At 64.2% G+C, this 17,892-nt stretch carries 16 protein-coding genes; 15 read left to right on the top strand and 1 reads right to left on the bottom strand.

The features are described 5' to 3' along the window. Positions 1–135: 135 nt before the first annotated feature. The 14 genes from JOH52_RS22575 to JOH52_RS22510 all read left to right on the top strand — a co-directional run bounded on the left by JOH52_RS22575 (position 136) and on the right by JOH52_RS22510 (position 15,607). Positions 136–2,217 carry an ABC transporter substrate-binding protein gene (locus JOH52_RS22575; RefSeq protein ID WP_107010456.1) on the top strand — a complete coding sequence of 694 codons (2,082 nt, stop codon included), beginning with the start codon at positions 136–138 and terminating at the stop codon, positions 2,215–2,217. A 115-nt stretch (positions 2,218–2,332) separates the two neighbouring features. Beyond that, on the top strand, positions 2,333–3,346 hold the full coding sequence (locus JOH52_RS22570) for an ABC transporter permease (protein ID WP_003527990.1): 1,014 nt from the start codon (positions 2,333–2,335) through the stop codon (positions 3,344–3,346). Continuing rightward, positions 3,343–4,470 (top strand): ABC transporter permease, encoded by a 1,128-nt coding sequence (locus tag JOH52_RS22565; protein ID WP_107010455.1) that lies wholly within the window; start codon positions 3,343–3,345, stop codon positions 4,468–4,470. The genes JOH52_RS22570 and JOH52_RS22565 overlap by 4 nt, the downstream gene beginning before the upstream one ends. A gap of 11 nt (positions 4,471–4,481) precedes the next feature. Then, positions 4,482–6,152 carry an ABC transporter ATP-binding protein gene (locus JOH52_RS22560; RefSeq protein WP_107010454.1) on the top strand — a complete coding sequence of 557 codons (1,671 nt, stop codon included), beginning with the start codon at positions 4,482–4,484 and terminating at the stop codon, positions 6,150–6,152. Between the two features lie 20 nt (positions 6,153–6,172). Further along, positions 6,173–7,546 carry an alpha-glucosidase/alpha-galactosidase gene (gene melA, locus JOH52_RS22555; protein ID WP_014530062.1) on the top strand — a complete coding sequence of 458 codons (1,374 nt, stop codon included), beginning with the start codon at positions 6,173–6,175 and terminating at the stop codon, positions 7,544–7,546. A gap of 197 nt (positions 7,547–7,743) precedes the next feature. Further along, positions 7,744–7,998, top strand: coding sequence for a hypothetical protein (locus JOH52_RS22550; protein WP_234834478.1), 255 nt, complete (start codon positions 7,744–7,746; stop codon positions 7,996–7,998). 148 nt (positions 7,999–8,146) lie between these two features. After that, entirely contained in the window at positions 8,147–9,067 is a 921-nt protein-coding gene (gene paaX / locus JOH52_RS22545) for a phenylacetic acid degradation operon negative regulatory protein PaaX (protein ID WP_107010453.1), read from the top strand. Positions 9,068–9,263: 196 nt separating this feature from the next. Continuing rightward, entirely contained in the window at positions 9,264–10,262 is a 999-nt protein-coding gene (gene paaA / locus JOH52_RS22540) for a 1,2-phenylacetyl-CoA epoxidase subunit PaaA (RefSeq protein ID WP_010976335.1), read from the top strand. Between the two features lie 19 nt (positions 10,263–10,281). Then, a complete protein-coding gene (gene paaB / locus JOH52_RS22535) occupies positions 10,282–10,566 on the top strand; it encodes a 1,2-phenylacetyl-CoA epoxidase subunit PaaB (protein WP_003527997.1) in 285 nt (94 codons plus the stop codon). After that, positions 10,566–11,351, top strand: coding sequence for a 1,2-phenylacetyl-CoA epoxidase subunit PaaC (gene paaC / locus JOH52_RS22530; protein WP_003527998.1), 786 nt, complete (start codon positions 10,566–10,568; stop codon positions 11,349–11,351). Before paaB ends, paaC begins: the two co-directional genes overlap by 1 nt. 9 nt (positions 11,352–11,360) lie before the next feature. Beyond that, entirely contained in the window at positions 11,361–11,885 is a 525-nt protein-coding gene (gene paaD / locus JOH52_RS22525; protein WP_014530066.1) for a 1,2-phenylacetyl-CoA epoxidase subunit PaaD, read from the top strand. A 28-nt stretch (positions 11,886–11,913) separates the two neighbouring features. Next, the gene (gene paaE, locus JOH52_RS22520; protein ID WP_003528000.1) at positions 11,914–12,990 is read left to right on the top strand and encodes a 1,2-phenylacetyl-CoA epoxidase subunit PaaE; all 1,077 of its coding nucleotides are present in this window, start codon (positions 11,914–11,916) and stop codon (positions 12,988–12,990) included. Between the two features lie 50 nt (positions 12,991–13,040). Further along, on the top strand, positions 13,041–15,107 hold the full coding sequence (paaZ, locus tag JOH52_RS22515; protein ID WP_014530068.1) for a phenylacetic acid degradation bifunctional protein PaaZ: 2,067 nt from the start codon (positions 13,041–13,043) through the stop codon (positions 15,105–15,107). After that, positions 15,107–15,607, top strand: a complete 501-nt coding sequence (locus tag JOH52_RS22510) for an acyl-CoA thioesterase (protein ID WP_014530069.1) — start codon at positions 15,107–15,109, stop codon at positions 15,605–15,607. Before paaZ ends, JOH52_RS22510 begins: the two co-directional genes overlap by 1 nt. Positions 15,608–15,640: 33 nt before the next feature. On the opposite strand, the gene paaG is transcribed toward JOH52_RS22510, so the two are convergent. Then, a complete protein-coding gene (gene paaG, locus JOH52_RS22505; RefSeq protein ID WP_014530070.1) occupies positions 15,641–16,432 on the bottom strand; it encodes a 2-(1,2-epoxy-1,2-dihydrophenyl)acetyl-CoA isomerase PaaG in 792 nt (263 codons plus the stop codon). Positions 16,433–16,524: 92 nt separating this feature from the next. Between paaG and JOH52_RS22500 the strand changes: the two genes are divergently transcribed. Then, on the top strand, positions 16,525–17,841 hold the full coding sequence (locus JOH52_RS22500; RefSeq protein WP_107010452.1) for a 3-hydroxyacyl-CoA dehydrogenase family protein: 1,317 nt from the start codon (positions 16,525–16,527) through the stop codon (positions 17,839–17,841). Positions 17,842–17,892: the final 51 nt, after the last annotated feature.

Genomic DNA, 17,892 nt, shown 5'->3' with positions numbered 1-17,892 from the left:
GCGGATAGCAGGGCAAATCGCCCGCAAATTGAGATGACGCGCGAGGTCACCTGCGTGAGGAGACGCGGGTGCCACGAAGGAAGAGGAGCGCCGGCCGCCCCGGCTTGGCGAAGACAGGAGGGAGAACCTGGGACAATGAAAACGCATCGACTGAATATGACCGCGAGCCTGCTGATCGGCATATCCGCCTTTGCCGTGCAGGCCTTCGCATCCGAGCCGACCGTGGTGCCCGAGCAGCCGCCCTTTCCGGCACAGGGCAAGATCACCTATGTGTCGCGCGATTCCATTCTCGAGTTCAAGGCGCTGCCCGAATACAGGGAGCCCGAATGGGTCACGGAGAAATTCGTCAAGGCCGGCAAGCTGCCGCCGATGGCCGAGCGGCTTCCGAAGGAGCCGATGGTTTTCAAGGCCGGCAACATGCCGGACGGCATGGGCGTCTATGGCGATGTCATGCGCCACGTCATTGGCGGCCGGCCGGAAGGCTGGAACTACAGCGCCGGCCAGACTCAAGGATGGGGCGGCATCGACATCGGCATGTTCGAGTGCCTGACGCGCACCGCGCCGCTCTTCCAGGTCGAGGCGGACGATATGGAGCCGCTGCCGAATCTGGCGAAAAGCTGGGACTGGTCGGAGGACGGCCGCAAGCTGACCATGCATCTGATCGAGGGCGCGAAATGGTCGGACGGCGATCCCTTCGACGCCGATGACGTCATGTTCTACTGGGAGGACAATGTCCTCGACTCGAGCGTTTCGCCGTTGAACGGCGCGACGCCCGAAACCTTCGGCGAGGGCACGACGCTCAAGAAGATCGACCAGTATACGGTCGAATGGACCTTCAAGGAGGCCTTCCCGCGCCAGCATCTTTTCGCAATGGCCTACGGTACCTTCTGCCCCGGCCCGTCGCATATCCTCAAGACCAAGCATCCGAAATATGCCGGCACGACCTATAACGAATACAAGAACGGCTTCCCCGCCGAATATATGAACCTTCCGGTGATGGGTGCATGGGTGCCGGTCGCCTATCGTCCTGACGACATTATCGTGCTGCGCCGCAATCCTTATTACTGGAAGGTCGACGAGGCCGGCAATCAGTTGCCCTACCTCAACGAGCTCCACTACAAGCTCTCGACCTGGGCCGACCGCGACGTGCAGGCGATCGCGGGTTCGGGCGATATCTCGAACCTCGAACAGCCGGAAAACTTCGTGGAGTCGCTGAAGCGCGCCGCCAATGAGAGCGCCCCGGCGCGACTTGCCTTCGGCCCGCGCGTCATCGGCTACAACATGCACATGAACTTCTCCGGCAATGGCTGGGGAGACCCGGACGAACGCGCGAAGGCGGTGCGGGAGCTCAACCGCAATCTGGACTTCCGCAAGGCCGTCACGATGGCGGTCGACCGCAAGAAGCTTGGCGAAGCCCTGGTGAAGGGTCCCTTCACGGCGATCTATCCGGGCGGGCTTTCTTCCGGCACGAGCTTCTACGACCGGAACTCCACCATCTACTACCCCCACGATCTCGAAGGCGCCAAGGTGCTTCTCGAAAAGGTGGGGCTCAAGGACACGGACGGCAACGGCTTCGTCAATTTCCCGGCCGGCAAGCTTGGCGGCCGCGACGTCGAAATCGTGCTGCTCGTCAATTCCGACTACAGCACCGACCGCAATCTTGCCGAAGGCATGGTCGGGCAGATGGAGAAGCTCGGGCTCCGGGTCGTCCTCAATGCGCTCGACGGCAAGCAGCGGGACGCCGCCAATTATGCCGGCCGCTTCGACTGGATGATTCATCGCAACACGGCGGAATTTGCATCCGTGGTGCAGAACACGCCTCAGCTCGCCCCGACCGGCCCCCGCACCAGCTGGCATCACCGCGCTCCGGAAGGCGGCGAAGTCGATGTCATGCCCCACGAACAGGAGCTCGTCGACATCGTCAACAAGTTTATCGCCAGCAACGACAATGACGAGCGAACGGAGCTGATGAAGCAGTACCAGAAGGTGGCCACCACCAATGTCGATACCGTCGGCCTGACGGAGTATCCGGGCGCGCTGATCATCAACAAGCGCTTCTCGAACATTCCTCCGGGCGCGCCGATCTTCATGTTCAACTGGGCGGAAGACACGATCATCCGCGAACGGGTCTTCGTTGCCGCCGACAAGCAGGGCGACTACGAACTCTATCCCGAGCAGCTTCCCGGCAAGCCCGGTGAAAGCGGCCCGATCAACTGAAGCTGAACCGCCTCCGCCGGCTCCGGAAAGGAGCCGGCGAGGGTGCAAGCCCTTCACGCCGCCGCGAGCCGATGCAGGCATGGCTCTCGCGGAACTCGAGACAGAAGGAAACGGCATGTTCAGATTTCTGCTTGTCCGAATAGCCTCTGCCATTCCGGTGCTGCTCGTCCTGAGCGTGGTGACCTTCGGCATCATCCAGGCACCGCCGGGAGATTACAGCGACTACATCCGCTCGCAGCTCATCAATCAGGGCGGCGCCTCTTTCGAGGAGGCGGATGCCCAGGCGCAGGCCTATCGCAAGGAGCATGGCCTCGATAAGCCGCTGCCGATCCAGTACGTCAACTGGATAACGGGCATCGTGACGCGCGGCGATTTCGGCCACAGCCTCTACTACAACAAGCCGGTAGCCGACGTGGTCGGCGAGCGCCTGCCGCGAACGCTGGCGTTGGCGCTCGTATGCCACATTCTGGCGTCGGTGATCGGCATCGCTTTCGGGATCATCGCGGCGACGCGGCAATATTCCTGGATCGACAGCCTGCTTTCGACGGTATCCTTTCTCGGTATGACGGTGCCGCGCTTCCTCATGGCGCTGATCATCGTCTATATCCTCGTCTTCCATTTCAATGTGAGCGAGATCAACAGCTTCCATTCCGCCCGCTACGGCGGGGCGCCCTGGTCCTGGGACAAGTTCGTCGACCTCATCAAGCATGTCTGGCCGGTCGTGGCGATCGCCACCTTCGGCGGGCTCGCCTACAATATGCGGGTGATGCGCGGCAACCTCCTCGATACGCTGAACGCGCAATATGTCGAAACGGCACGCGCCAAGGGCCTGAGCGAGGGCGCGGTCGTCATGCGCCATGCGGTGCCGAACGCTTTGCACCCGCTGATCATGTATCAGGGCGTCGTGCTTCCCTACATGCTGACCGGCGAGATCGAGACGGCGATCATCTTCGCGCTGCCGACCGTCGGGCCGGCGATCGTCGGCTCCATGTGGGTGGGCGACGTCTATGTGACGGCGACCTTCATGCTGGTCCTCTCCGCAACGCTGATCGTCGGCAACATCATCGCCGACATGATGCTCGCCGCGCTCGATCCGCGCGTGCGCATGGGAGGGGGGGTATACGCATGACCATCGAAGCCGAAAGCACTCTTCCGGTGGCGATCGAGCCCGAGGAAAAGCACCACCACGAGAGCTACTCCGCTCTCGTCTGGCGCCGGTTGAAGCGTTCCTGGACCGGCCTGCTCGGCCTTGTCCTCGTCTGCCTCCTGATCCTGATGGCGGTCTTCGCCGAGTTCCTGTCGCCCGTCGATCCGAAGGCGACGGACGTAGCCTTCGCTCAGCCGCAGACGATCAGCTTCCGGGACAAGGAGGGTAATTTCGTCTTTCCGCCGAGGAGCTATCCGGTGCGGGAGACGGAGGAGCTCGATCCCGTTACCTTCCAGCCGATCATCGGACCGGATTACGACAACCCGCAGGTCCTCGGCTTCTTCGTCAAGGGCGCACCCTACAGGCTCTTCGGGCTGATCCCGGCCGAGCGGCATCTGTTCGGTGCCGTCGACGGTACGCCGGTGCATCTGCTCGGCACCGACAAGTTCGGCCGCGACGTGCTGTCCCGCATCCTCTACGGCTCGCGCATCTCGCTGATGATCGCGCTCACCGTCGTCTTCATCGTCACCGTGGTCGGGACCACCGTCGGCATGGTGTCCGGCTATTTCGGCGGGCGCTTCGATGCCTGGGTGCAGCGTTTCGTCGAACTTGTGCTCGCCTTCCCGCAATTGCCGCTCTATCTGGCGCTCGCCTCGCTGATCCCGGTCACCGCGCCGACCAATGTCTTCCTCGCCTTCGTCATCATCGTGATGTCGGCGCTCGGCTGGGCGCAGATGTCGCGCGAGGTGCGCGGCAAGACCCTGGCGCTTGCGCGGATCGAATATGTGCGGGCGGCGATCGCCATCGGCGCGACGGACCGGCGCATCATATTCCAGCACATCTTCCCGAATGTGATGAGCCACGTCATCGTCGCGGTGACGCTCGCCATCCCGCATGTGGTGCTGCTCGAGTCTTTCCTCAGTTTCCTCGGCTTTGCGGTCAAGCCGCCGCTGATCTCCTGGGGGCTGATGCTGCAGGACACGGCGAATTATTCCGCGATTGGTTCCTATCCCTGGATTCTCTCGCCCGTCGCCTTCGTGCTCGTCACCGTTTTCGCCTTCAATGCGCTGGGCGACGGCCTGCGCGACGCAATCGACCCCTATTGAGGAGCATGCCGATGGTAACGATCGAAAGCATTGTCCCGGCACCCGAGGAACGGCGCGACCGCGATATGAAGGATGCGAGGCCGGTGATCGATGCCCGAAAGGTGGCGGTATCCTTCAAGGTCGAGAACGGCACGGTCCAGGCGGTGAAGGATGTTTCCTTCCAGCTTTACCGCGGCGAGACGGTGGCGATCGTTGGCGAATCCGGCTCCGGCAAGTCGGTGACCGCGCGCACCGTCATGGGGCTTCTGTCGAAGCGCGCTACGATCGCGCCGCAGGCGCGCATCGAATATGACGGCAGGGACGTGTTGAAATTCTCGAAGAGAGAGCGCCGGGCGCTGCGCGGCGATCGCATCTCGATGATCTTCCAGGAGCCGATGAGCTCGCTGAACCCGGTCTACACGATCGGCAGCCAGATCATCGAGGCGATCCGGGCGCATCGCCGCGTCAGCCGGCGCGCCGCCGCCGAGCGGGCGCTGGAGCTCTTGCGTCATGTCCAGATCCCCGACCCGGAAGCACGCCTTAACCAGTATCCGCATCAGCTTTCCGGCGGCCAGCGCCAGCGCGCGATGATCGCAATGGCGCTTGCCAACGATCCGGACGTGCTGATTGCCGACGAGCCGACGACGGCGCTCGACGTAACGGTGCAGGCGCAGATACTCAACCTCATCCGCAAGCTGCAGCAGGAGCTCGGCATGGCGGTGATCCTGATCACGCATGACCTGACGGTGGTCCGCCAATTCTCCGATTACGTCTATGTCATGCAGCTCGGCGAGGTGAAGGAACACAACACGACGGAGGCGCTGTTTGCCGATCCGCAGCACGTCTATACGCGGCGGCTGCTTTCCTCCGAACCCTCCGGTTCGGCCAATCCGCTGCCGGACGACGCGCCGATCCTGCTCGACGGCCGCAATGTCCGCGTCTCCTTCACCTTGAAGAAGGGCGGGTTCTTCAGGCCGGAATTCAAGGAACTCGTCGCGGTCGACGGGCTCAGCCTCAATCTTCGCCGGCACGAGACGCTCGGCCTCGTCGGCGAGTCCGGTTCCGGCAAGACCACTTTCGGCCAGGCGCTGATCCGGCTTCTCAACACCGATGGCGGCGAGATCTATTTCGAAGGCGAGCCGATCCATGACAAGGACCGCAAGGGCATGCGGCCGCTTCGTTCGAAGATCCAGATCGTCTTTCAGGATCCCTTCTCCTCGCTCAACCCGCGAATGTCGGTCGGCCAGATCATAGAGGAGGGTCTGATCGTCAACGGCATCGGCGAAAACCGAAAGGACAGGCTGAAGCGGGTGGAGGACGCGCTTGTCAGCGCCGGCATGCCGTCGAACATCCTTTCGCGCTTCCCGCACGAATTTTCCGGTGGCCAGCGCCAGCGCATCGCGATCGCCCGCGCCGTCGCGCTGGAACCGGAATTCATCCTGCTCGACGAGCCGACCTCGGCGCTCGACCTCTCGGTGCAGGCGCAGATCATCGAACTCCTGCGCCGGCTGCAGGACGAGCGCGGCCTGAGCTATCTCTTCATCTCCCACGACCTGAAAGTCGTGCGCGCGCTCTGCCACCGCGTGGTCGTCATGCAGGACGGCAAGATCGTCGAAGAGGGGCCGGTGAGCGAAATCCTCAACAATCCCAAGACTGCCTACACGGAGCGGCTGGTAAAGGCCGCCTTCGAAGTGGCCGCGTGAGTTCAAACAGAGGCTATCCCATGACGAGACAACCCAGGATTACTTTCATCGGTGCCGGTTCCACCGTTTTCATGAAAAACATCATCGGCGACATATTGCAGCGCCCGGCGCTTTCGGCCGCGAGTATCGCCCTGATGGACGTCAACCCCGAGCGGCTCGCCGAAAGCGAGATCGTCGCCGGCAAACTGGCGCGCACACTTGGCGCCGATGCCAGGATCGAAACCCATTCGAACCAGCGCAAGGCTCTGGAAGGAGCGGACTTCGTCGTCGTCGCCTTCCAGATCGGCGGTTACGAGCCCTGCACGGTCACCGACTTCGAAGTGCCTAAGAAATACGGGCTGCGTCAGACGATCGCCGACACGCTGGGCGTCGGCGGCATCATGCGCGGGCTCCGCACCGTGCCGCATCTCTGGAAAATCTGCGAGGACATGCTCGAGGTCTGCCCCGAGGCGATCCTTCTGCAATATGTGAATCCCATGGCGATAAACACCTGGGCGATCGCCGAGAAATATCCGGCGATCAAGCAGGTGGGCCTCTGCCATTCGGTGCAGGGCACGGCCTTCGAGCTTGCCCGGGACCTCGACATTCCACTCGAAGAAATCCGCTACCGCGCCGCCGGCATCAACCACATGGCGTTTTATCTCAAGTTCGAGCACCGCCAGAAGGACGGCAGCTATCGCGATCTCTATCCGGACCTGATCCGCGGCTACCGCGAGGGCCGCTTCCCCAAGCCCAGCCACTGGAACCCGCGCTGCCCCAACAAGGTTCGCTACGAGATGCTGACGCGGCTCGGTTATTTCGTCACCGAGAGCTCGGAGCATTTCGCCGAGTACACGCCCTACTTCATCAAGGACGGGCGCCCCGATCTGATCGAGAAATTCGGCGTTCCGCTCGATGAATATCCGAAGCGCTGCGTCGAGCAGATCGAGCGCTGGAAGGGGCAGGCGGCCGCCTTCAAGGAGGCGGAGACGATCGAAGTCGCGGAGAGCCGCGAATATGCCTCCTCGATCATGAATTCGGTCTGGACCGGCGAACCTTCGGTCATCTACGGCAACCTCAGGAACAATGGCTGCATCACCTCGCTGCCGGAAAACTGTGCGGCGGAAGTGCCCTGCCTCGTCGATTCATCCGGCATCCAACCGACCTATATCGGCGCCCTGCCGCCGCAGCTCACGGCCCTGATTCGCACCAACATCAACGTCCAGGAGTTGACTGTCCAGGCGCTCGTCACCGAGAACCGCGAGCACCTCTATCACGCGGCGATGATGGATCCGCATACCGCCGCCGAGCTCGATCTCGACCAGATCTGGTCGCTCGTGGACGATCTGCTCGCGGCGCACCGTGACTGGATTCCGGAATGGGCCCGTGTGACGAAGAAGGTAGCGGCCGCCTGACTTCTTCTCCCGGTCAGGCGACCAAACGGCCCCGGAACCGATCGGTTCCGGGGCCGCATTGTTATGCGGACTGGCACAACCGCCGCACTCGAGATGCTGGGTTTCAGGGTGAAGACCTAAGACCGGGCGCAAGCCTGTAGTCCAATAGACGTGGTCTGGGAGACAGCGGCTATACGGAGCGCACGCAGGCAACAGTCATGTTTTGCGACAAGCAGCGCTTTCCGGAACTGGTCTTAGCGGCTTCAAACCTGCTTTCGACAATGCCTGACTCAAAGGCCGTAACCCACAGTAAGGCAGCTTTAATGATTGAACGATTCCGTAACGTCCTGATCCGCGCGACAGTTGGCGGCCTCGCTTTCAGCGCTATCGCAGTGTCCGGCGCGATGGCCGAGGAGACCAAGGAGCAGGCTCGCGGCGCTGTCGCGCTTTTATCTGCTGCCCGTTTCCTTTAGAGCGTTTCAGTGTTTCAAAGAGACACTGAAACGCTCTAAGTCTTTGAAGTTAAGCACTTCCGGACGGAAAACCGCTGCACAGTTTTCCTGGAGGTGCTCTAATCGGAGACGATGAGGAACGGTGCGGTAGATCTCCAAAGGTGGTCGGATGCAGGCGAATGGCGAAAATTCGGCAGAGCAGGGCTCGAGGATCATCCGGCCAATTTTGGATGAAACGCCGCTCAGGGCCGCAAGCTTCATCGTCACCATCTACGGCGACGTGGTGGAGCCGCGCGGCGGCGCGATCTGGATCGGCAACCTGATCGAGATCTGCGCGGGCGTCGGCATCAGCGAGACGCTTGTGAGAACCGCCGTGTCCCGTCTCGTCGCCGCCGGCCAGCTCGCCGGAGAGCGGGAGGGACGGCGCAGCTTCTATCGGCTGACGGATGCCGCACGCGCGGAATTCGCCGCGGCGGCGCGGGTGATCTTTGGACCGCCGGAGGAAGCGAGCTGGCATTTCGTGCAGCTGATGGGTTCGTCGGCCGAGGAGCGGATGCAGATGCTTGAGCGCTCCGGCCATGCGCGGCTGGGCCCCCGGCTCGCGGTCGGCGTGCGGCCGTTCCCGAGCGCGATCATGCCCGCCGTGGTCTTCCGTGCGGAGCCTGCCCAGGGCGCGAGCGAGTTGAAGGCCTTTGCCTCGGGCTGTTGGGACCTCGGACCTCACGCGCAGGCATACCGGCGGTTTCTCGCTTGCTTCGGCAAGCTCGCCGATCTTCCGGATACCGCTAGGGCGATTGCTCCCGCCGAGTGCCTTTCTGCACGCCTCCTCATGGTACACCAGTTCCGCTTCGTGACGCTCCGCGAGCCGCGCCTGCCGGCCGAGATTCTGCCCGCGGATTGGCCAGGCGACGAAGCCCGCCGCCTGTTTGCACGGCTGTACCGCAGCCTGTCTCCCCAGGCGGACCTGCATGTCGCGCGGAACTGCGTCACGCTTACGGGTCCGCTGCCGAAGGCGACCGGGGCGACGGAGCATCGGCTTCGAATGCTGTGCGGTGAAGCTGCGCCTGCGAAATCCGGCAACCCCGTTTAACGTGCCGGCTCCTTCGTTCCTCATTCGAGTACGAAGATGGACGAAAATACCCGCCCGATCTCACTCGCTAAATGTCACAGAAAAATGTGTAAATGACGTTGAAGTGTGACATGTCCTGCGCTAAATTCTAACGGATCGGTCAAAAGGAACTGCATCGACATCACTCCCGAACGCCTCCGGCGGAGGAGAGAGCAGCATGTATGCTCAAATGGTGAAGACGGATGCCCCTCGGGTCAAAAGCCCCGACGATATGGACCCGCAAGAGCGCGCTTTCCAGGAGCGGATCGACGCGGGTCAGAAGATCGAGCCGAAGGAATGGATGCCCGAAGGCTATCGCAAGACGCTCATCCGCCAGATCAGCCAGCACGCCCACTCCGAGATCGTCGGCCAGCTTCCCGAAGGCAACTGGATCACCCGCGCCCCGACGCTGGAGCGCAAGGCGATCCTGCTCGCCAAGGTTCAGGACGAGGCGGGGCATGGTCTCTATCTCTACTGCGCCGCCGAGACGCTGGGGGTGAGCCGCGACGCGCTTTACGAGCAGCTCCATACCGGCAAGGCCAAGTATTCGTCGATCTTCAATTATCCGACGCTCAGCTGGGCGGATATCGGCGCCATCGGCTGGCTGGTCGACGGCGCGGCGATCATGAATCAGGTGCCGTTGCAGCGCTGCTCCTACGGCCCCTATTCGCGCGCGATGATCCGCATCTGCAAGGAGGAGAGCTTCCATCAGCGCCAGGGCTACGACATTCTGATCAAGATGATGAAGGGCACGCCTGACCAGAGGGCCATGGTGCAGGACGCACTGAACCGCTGGTGGTGGCCGTCGCTGATGATGTTCGGCCCGTCGGACGACGCCTCGGTCCACTCGGCCCAGTCGATGGCGTGGAAGATCAAGCAGAACTCCAACGACGAACTCAGACAGAAATTCGTCAACCAGACGGTCCCACAGGCCGAATATCTCGGGCTGACCGTCCCCGATCCGGATCTGAAGTGGAACGAGGAAAAAGGCGGCTACGATTTCGGCGAGCCGGACTGGAACGAATTTTTCGAGGTGATCGCCGGCAATGGCCCTTGTAATGCCGAGCGGCTCGGCGCGCGCAGGAAGGCCTGGGAGGACGGCGCCTGGTTCCGGGACGGCCTGACGGCGCATGCCGAAAAGGCCGCACTTCGCGCGCAGCCGGTCGCCGCCGAATGAACATCGGGAGCGAGACGTTATGTCCAGCGAATGGCCCCTCTGGGAAGTCTTCATCCGCGGCCAGCACGGCCTGAACCATCGCCATGTCGGCAGCCTGCACGCACCGGATGCCGAAATGGCGATCAATAACGCCCGCGACGTCTATACCCGCCGCAACGAGGGCGTCAGCATCTGGGTGGTGCGTTCGAGCGACATAGCGGCAAGCGCGCCCTCGGAAAAAGGCCCGTTGTTCGAGCCTGCGAATGCGAAGGTCTACCGGCACCCGACTTTCTTCGACATTCCGGATGAGGCGGGGCACATGTGATGGTTCAGGCAACCGCGATGCAGGCGGTCGTCGACAGGGCCGCTCTTTTCGATTTCCTGCTCGGCATGGGCGACAATGCGTTGATCCTCGGCCATCGTCTTTCGGAATGGTGCGGCCACGCCCCGGCTCTCGAAGAGGACATCGCGCTCGCCAACACGGCACTCGACCTCATCGGCCAGACGCAGCTCTGGCTCGGCTTTGCAGGCGAGGTCGAAGGAAAGGGCCGCAGCGCGGACGATCTTGCCTATCTCCGCGACGCGCGCGACTTCCGCAACCTGCTGCTCACCGAGCGGCCGAACGGCGATTACGGCGGGACGCTGATGCGTCAGTTTCTGTTCGATGCATGGCACTATCTCGCGCTGAAAGGCCTTCGCAGCTCCTGCGAGCCGCGCATCGCCGCGATCGCCGAGAAGGCGTCGAAGGAGGTGGCCTACCATCTCGAACGGAGCCGCGATCTCGTGATCCGCCTCGGTGACGGAACGGCGGAAAGCCACGCCCGTATGCAGGAGGCGCTGGTCGATATCTGGCCCTATACCGGCGAGATGTTCGTGAGCGAGGCGCACGACCTCGTCCTTGCGGCTGCCGGCGTCGCGCCGGAGCCGGAGAGCTTGAAGGCCGAATGGCATGCGCTGGCCGCTGAGACACTTCGCGCGGCGACGCTCGAAAAACCGGAGGACCGCTATATGCACAAGGGCGGCAAGCGCGGCCTCCATACGGAGCATCTCGGCTATGTGCTCGCCGAGATGCAGTTCCTGCAGCGCGCCTATCCCGGCGCCAGCTGGTAGGAGGCTCATATGGCAACGGCGATACGCCCCTCGATCGCGGATGTATGGCATTGGCTCTCGCAAGTGCCGGATCCGGAAATTCCGGTCATCTCCGTGACCGACCTCGGCATCGTCCGCAACGTCGACTGGGATGGCGAAACGCTGGTGGTGACGGTGACGCCGACCTATTCGGGCTGTCCCGCCACGGCGGTCATCAACCTCGATATCGAGCGGCGGCTCAAGGAGAACGGCATCGAGAGTGTCAGGCTCGAACGCCAGCTCTCGCCCGCCTGGACCACCGACTGGATTAGCGCCGAGGGCCGCGAAAAGCTTGAAAGCTATGGCATTGCGGCCCCCGTCGACGGCAGCGGGGCGGAGGGCAGGCTGTTGAAACGGATCGAAGGCCTCTCGGGCGGTGCGGCGCTGACGGTCTCCTGTCCGCGCTGTGGCTCCGCCCGGACCGATAAGGTCAGCCAGTTCGGATCGACGCCCTGCAAAGCGAGCTATCGCTGCCGGGACTGTCTGGAGCCCTTCGATTATTTCAAATGCATCTGACGTAATGCGAGGCGGGAAGAACGCTCAAATGGCACGTTTTTATCCTCTTCAGATCACCGAAGTCCGGCGCGATACGCGCGATGCCGTGGTGGTGACGCTCGAGCCGCGCGAGGAGGACCGCGCCGCCTTCGATTTCACGCAAGGGCAATATCTGACGTTCCGCCGCCTCTTCGGCGGCGAGGAGCTGCGCCGTTCGTATTCGATCTGCGCCGGTCTTGACGAAGGCGCCCTGAAGGTCGGCATCAAGCGCGTCGATGACGGCTGCTTCTCCAGCTGGGCAAATGAGGAGCTCGAGCCCGGAGACACGCTGGAAGCCATGCCGCCGATGGGCGCCTTCTTTACGCCTATCGAGCCGGAGGCCGCCAAACACTATCTCGGCTTTGCAGGCGGCAGCGGCATCACGCCGGTGCTCTCGCTCATAAAGACGGTGCTCGCGCGCGAGCCGCGGTCCGCGTTCACGCTTGTCTACGCCAACCGCCACTTCAGCTCGATCATGTTCCGCGAGGAACTGGACGACCTCAAGAATCTCTATCTGGGGCGGCTTTCCGTTCTGCACGTCCTCGAGAGCGAAGCCCAGGAGATCGACCTGTTCAGCGGGCGGCTCGATCGGGAAAAATGCACTGCCCTCTTCCGGAGCTGGATCGACGTAACGTCGGCCGATACCGCCTTCATCTGCGGGCCGGAACCGATGATGCTTGGCGTTGCCGCAGCACTTCGCGCGCATGGCCTTGGCGACGACCGGATCAAGTTCGAGCTGTTCGCCGCCTCCCAGCCCGGCCGCGCCCGGCGCAAGGTCGAAACCGCCGCCGGCGCCGACAGCCGGGCGCGCTGCGAGGCGACCGTCACACTCGACGGCGCCACGCGCAGCTTCACATTTCCGAAAGAGGGGATGAGCCTCCTCGAAGCGGCGCTCGAAAACAGGATGGACGCGCCATTCGCCTGCAAGGCGGGGGTCTGCTCCTCGTGCCGCGCCAAGGTGCTGGAAGGCGAGGTGGAGATGGAGAGCAACAATGCGCTCGAGGACTACGAGGTGGAGCAGGGCTATGTGCTGACCTGCCAATCCTATCCGCTCAGCGACCGGATCGTCGTCAGCTACGATCAGTGACCGCCGATGCCGAGCCGACGCTGAAGCTGAACTGACGGGAGGACCATCCGATGAACGTAGTGGCGGACCGGCCGCGCCGGCTCGAAAGCTATATCGCCGGCGCCTGGATGCGCGGATCGAAGGACGGCGTGACCCTTTGCGACGCTGCGACCGGCGCGCCGGTGGCGCTCGTCGATTCCAGCGGCATCGATTTCGCTGCTGCGCTTGCCTATGGACGCGAAAAGGGCGGGCCGGCGCTCCGCCGCATGTCGTTCCACGAACGGGCGATGATGCTGAAGGCGCTTGCCCAGGCACTTATGGAGCGCAAGGAGGAATTCTATGCGCTGTCCACCGCCACCGGCGCCACGCGCCCGGACAGCTGGATCGATATCGAAGGCGGCATCGGCACGCTTTTCTCCTACGCCTCGAAGGGCAGGCGGGAACTGCCGAACAGCCATGTGCTCCTCGACGGCGACGTCGAGGCGCTGTCGCGCGATGGCACCTTTTCCGCCCAGCATATCCTGACGCCGCGTCAGGGCATCGCGGTGCACATCAATGCCTTCAACTTTCCCTGCTGGGGCATGCTCGAAAAGCTCGCGCCGACGCTGCTGGCGGGGATGCCTGCGATCGTCAAGCCTGCGAGCCAAACCGCCTATCTCGCCGAGCTGGTGGTACGGCGGATCGTCGACACCGGTTTGCTTCCGGAAGGGGCGCTCCAGCTCGTCTGCGGCTCCCCGGGCAATCTTCTGGATCATGTCGGCGACCAGGACGTGGTGACCTTCACCGGCTCGGCCACGACCGGGCGCAAGCTCAAGACCCATCCCGCGATCGTCGGTAATTCGGTGCGCTTCACCATGGAGGCCGACAGCCTCAATGCGGCGGTTCTCGGGCTCGATGCGGCCCCTGGAGCGGAGGAGTTCGGTCTTTTCGTCCGCGAAGTCGCCCGCGAGATGACGTCGAAGGCCGGGCAGAAATGCACGGCCATTCGCAGGGTGATCGCCCCGCGGGCCCATTGCGACGCGCTGATCACCGCTCTCGGCGAGCGGCTTGCCAAGGTTCCGCTCGGCGATCCCGCCGACGAGAACGTGCGGATGGGGCCGCTCGCAAGCCGTGATCAGCGCGAAGAGGTGAGGGCGCGCATCCTCGATCTCACCACGGATGCAGAGATCGTTGCGGGCGATCCGGCAAGACCGCAGCTTGTCTCCGGCGATGCGGAGGCGGGGGCTTTCCTCAATCCCGTTCTTCTCTATTGCGATAGTCCCGACGCAGCGCGGTCGGTTCACGACGTCGAGGCCTTCGGCCCCGTGAGCACGGTCATGCCCTATGATACGGCGGAAGAGGCGGTTGACCTCGTCAGGCGCGGAAGGGGGAGCCTCGTCACCTCCGTCTTCACCAATGATCCCGATATTGCGCGGGAGCTGGTGATCGGCATGGCGCCGTTCCACGGCCGCGTGATGATCGGCAACCGCCTGAGCGCGAAATCGTCGACCGGGCACGGCTCGCCCTTGCCGGGTCTCGTCCATGGCGGCCCCGGCCGGGCCGGCGGCGGCGAGGAACTGGGCGGCATGCGGGGCGTCAGGCACTACATGCAGCGCACGGCCGTCCAGGGCGCGCCGGGCCTCGTCGCTGCCGTCACCGGCCGCTGGATGGAGGGTGCGCCGGCGCGGTCCGGGGGCGAGCACCCCTTCCGCAAGTCGCTCGCCGAGCTGCGGGTCGGCGACCAGATCGTCACGGAGACGCGCACCGTTACGCTCGAAGACATCGAGCACTTCGCCGAATTTACCGGCGATACCTTCTACGCGCATATGGACGAGGAGGCCGCACGCGCCAATCCGTTCTTCGACGGCCGGGTCGCGCATGGCTATCTCGTCGTCTCTCTGGCCGCCGGTCTCTTCGTCGATCCCGCCCCGGGGCCGGTGCTCGCAAATTACGGCGTCGACGGGCTGCGGTTCCTGACGCCCGTCTATCCCGGCGATGCGCTTCAGGTCCGGCTCACCTGCAAGGAGATCAGTCCGCGAATAAACTCCGACTACGGGGAGGTGCGATGGGACTGCCGCGTCACCAACCAGACTGGCGCAACCGTCGCCCAATATGATGTATTGACGATGGTGGCGAAGACCGGAAGCGGGGAAGAATGATGACGGAGCAGGAGACGCGGCATCTGGTGATGACCGTTCTGATGACGCCGGACATGGCGAATTTCAGCGGCAAGGTGCATGGCGGCGCGCTTTTGAACCTGCTCGACCGGGTGGCCTTCTCCTGCGCGTCGCGCTTTTCCAAGCAATATGCGGTGACGCTCTCCGTGGACCAGGTGATCTTCAAGGAGCCGATCCATGTCGGCGAACTCGTCACCTGCCGCGCGGCCATCAACTATGCCGGCCGCACCTCGATGGAGGTCGGAATAAGGGTGGAGGCGGAAAACATCCGGGCGGGCACGCGGCGGCACACCAATTCCTGCTATTTCACGATGGTCGCCGTCGACGATGCGGGCCGGCCCGTCACGGTTCCGGAGTACCACCCGGAGACGGCAACCGAAAAACGCCGCCACCAGGCGGCCGAGCTGCGCCGCACACTTCGGCGGGAATTCGCCCATCGGCTGAAGACGGTCGCCGAAACGGGGCGGGATGTTGGGGAGTAGGACTGCTCGTCTGGCTCCGACACCGCCCGCTCGTCACCGACCCCTGAATTCCGGGTTGCGTTTGTCGAGGAAGGCTGTCACGCCCTCTGCATAGTCGGCGCTGCGGCCGGCTTCGCGCTGCAGGTCGCGTTCGAGGTCGAGCTGTTCGTCGAAGGAATGGGTGGCGGCGGCCTGGATCGCGCGCTTGGTCAGACCGAGCCCCCTGGTCGGCCCGGCAGCGAGCCGAACGGCGAGCGCGGAGGCCTCGTCCATCAGCGCCGCGTCGTCGACGGCGCGCCAGATCAGGCCCCAGCTCGCTGCCGTCTCCGCGTCCAGCGGTTCGGCCGTCATCGCCAGCGCCTTGGCGCGCGCTTCGCCGACGAGCCGCGGCAGGCTCCAGGTTCCGCCGGAATCGGGCACCAGTCCGATTTTCGCGAAGGCCTGGATGAAGCGGGCGGAACGGGCGGCAAGCGTGATGTCGCAGGCAAACGCGATGTTGGCGCCGGCCCCCGCGGCAACTCCGTTGACGGCGCAGACGACCGGTTTCTCCAGGCTTCGGATCAGCTTCAGGAGCGGGTTGTAAAAGGTTTCGATCGTGCGACCGAGGTCCGGTGCGCCGCCCTTGCGGGGATCGCGGTCGCCGAGGTCCTGGCCCGCGGAAAAGCCGCGCCCCGCTCCCGTCAGCATCACGGCACGCACATCGTCGTCCGAACGGGCGCGCTCGAAGCCGGCGCGCAGTGCGAGATGCATTTCCTCGTTGAAGGCGTTGAGCTTGTCGGGCCGGTTGAGCGTCAGGCGCAAGACGCCGGCCTCAAGCGCCGACAGTACGGTGTCGGAATCGGGCATGTTTCCTCCCTGCACCCTCTGGGCCTCGCCAATAAAAGCCTTGCATGGACCGATCGGCCGGTCAATCATGCCCCGCACGGAGGACGAGCATCGTGCCCCTCAGCATCGTGCATAGAGGCGGGATCGCCGTCGTCGCCACCGGCAATCCCCTGCGCTACGTTTTTCACGCCGAGCGCGCCGCACGGCGCCCACCGGCGCTTGCCGGCATCGAGCCGCGCCCGATCCGTTCGGCGGCGGTGATCGGCGGCGGCACCATGGGAACCGGCATCGCCGCGGCGCTGCTTCACGCCGGTCTTCCGCTCGTCCTGGTCGAGCGTGACGAGGCGGCGGTGGAACGGGCGCTTGCCAGGCTGCGCACAATCTTCGACGGGGCGGTGAAACGCGGGCGCATCTCCGCCGGGCTTGCGGCCGAGCGCCTTGCAGGCGTCACGGGCTCGACGGATTATACCGCGATCGCGGAGGCGGATCTGATCATCGAGGCGGTCTTCGAGGATTTGGACGTGAAGCGCGATGTCTTTCGAAGGCTCGCCGCCGTCTGTCGCGCTGACGCCATTCTCGCGACGAACACATCCTATCTCAATCCCGAACGGATCGCCGCGGACATCGGGAGCCGGGAGCGGTTTCTCGGGCTGCATTTCTTCAGCCCGGCGCAGGTGATGAAGCTTCTCGAAATCGTGCCCACGCAAGCGACGGCGCCCGACGTGTTGGCGACCGGTTTCGCGCTGGCGCGGATGCTCAACAAAATCCCCGTACGCGCGGGTATCTCGGACGGTTTCATCGGCAACCGGATTCTCAAGGTGACGCGGGCCCAGGCCGAGCGGCTGCTGCTCAGCGGCGCGACACCGGCCGCCGTCGATGCCGCCCTGCGCGCCTTCGGGCTGCCGATGGGACCATTCGAGGCGCAAGACCTCGGCGGGCTGGATATCGCCGCCTTCCAGCGCGGTGCCGCCCGCGCCCGCGGCGAGACGACTTTTGCGCCGGTTGCCGATCGCCTCTCGGCGATCGAGCGCTTCGGGCAGAAGAGCGGCGGCGGCTGGTACGACTACGCGCCGGGCGACCGCACGCCACGGCCCTCCGCGACGGTCGCCCGCATCATCGCGGAGGAGGCTCGGGGCTGGCCCCGGCGCGATTGGGGCGAGGCGTCCATCGTCGGCTGCGTCCTCTGGCCGATGGTGAACGAGGCTGCGCGGATTCTCGAAGATGGAACGGCTCTGAGGGCTTCCGATATCGATCTCGTGGAGATCCACGGCTACGGCTTTCCACGCTGGCGGGGCGGGCTGATGCATCATGCCGAGGCGCACGGGCTTCACAAGGTCGCGGGGGAGCTGAGTGCGCTTGCGGAGGCGGGGCTCGCCGATCCCCCTTGCGATCCGCTGCTCCGGGCTGCCTCGCGAGGCAGCTTCCTTTGACGGGCGCCCCCGGGGCCACGGGGCGGGCATTTTGTCTCGGCAGGCCGAGCC

This window comes from Sinorhizobium meliloti (assembly GCF_017876815.1).
Lineage (GTDB): Bacteria > Pseudomonadota > Alphaproteobacteria > Rhizobiales > Rhizobiaceae > Sinorhizobium > Sinorhizobium meliloti.
Note: the sequence above shows the minus strand (reverse complement) of the source record. Positions and strands in the feature narration are given on the sequence as shown.

Bases quoted from the DNA above. Each gene is read 5' to 3' on its own strand.
- paaC (WP_003527998.1), top strand. From the start codon at position 10,566: ATGGTTCAGGCAACCGCGATGCAGGCGGTCGTCGACAGGGCCGCTCTT.
- paaX (WP_107010453.1), top strand. From the start codon at position 8,147: ATGCAGGCGAATGGCGAAAATTCGGCAGAGCAGGGCTCGAGGATCATC.
- paaA (WP_010976335.1), top strand. From the start codon at position 9,264: ATGTATGCTCAAATGGTGAAGACGGATGCCCCTCGGGTCAAAAGCCCC.
- paaD (WP_014530066.1), top strand. From the start codon at position 11,361: ATGGCAACGGCGATACGCCCCTCGATCGCGGATGTATGGCATTGGCTC.
- JOH52_RS22575 (WP_107010456.1), top strand. From the start codon at position 136: ATGAAAACGCATCGACTGAATATGACCGCGAGCCTGCTGATCGGCATA.
- JOH52_RS22570 (WP_003527990.1), top strand. From the start codon at position 2,333: ATGTTCAGATTTCTGCTTGTCCGAATAGCCTCTGCCATTCCGGTGCTG.
- JOH52_RS22550 (WP_234834478.1), top strand. From the start codon at position 7,744: ATGTTTTGCGACAAGCAGCGCTTTCCGGAACTGGTCTTAGCGGCTTCA.
- paaG (WP_014530070.1), bottom strand. From the start codon at position 16,432: ATGCCCGATTCCGACACCGTACTGTCGGCGCTTGAGGCCGGCGTCTTG.
- paaB (WP_003527997.1), top strand. From the start codon at position 10,282: ATGTCCAGCGAATGGCCCCTCTGGGAAGTCTTCATCCGCGGCCAGCAC.
- paaZ (WP_014530068.1), top strand. From the start codon at position 13,041: ATGAACGTAGTGGCGGACCGGCCGCGCCGGCTCGAAAGCTATATCGCC.
- paaE (WP_003528000.1), top strand. From the start codon at position 11,914: ATGGCACGTTTTTATCCTCTTCAGATCACCGAAGTCCGGCGCGATACG.
- JOH52_RS22510 (WP_014530069.1), top strand. From the start codon at position 15,107: ATGACGGAGCAGGAGACGCGGCATCTGGTGATGACCGTTCTGATGACG.
- JOH52_RS22565 (WP_107010455.1), top strand. From the start codon at position 3,343: ATGACCATCGAAGCCGAAAGCACTCTTCCGGTGGCGATCGAGCCCGAG.
- JOH52_RS22560 (WP_107010454.1), top strand. From the start codon at position 4,482: ATGGTAACGATCGAAAGCATTGTCCCGGCACCCGAGGAACGGCGCGAC.
- melA (WP_014530062.1), top strand. From the start codon at position 6,173: ATGACGAGACAACCCAGGATTACTTTCATCGGTGCCGGTTCCACCGTT.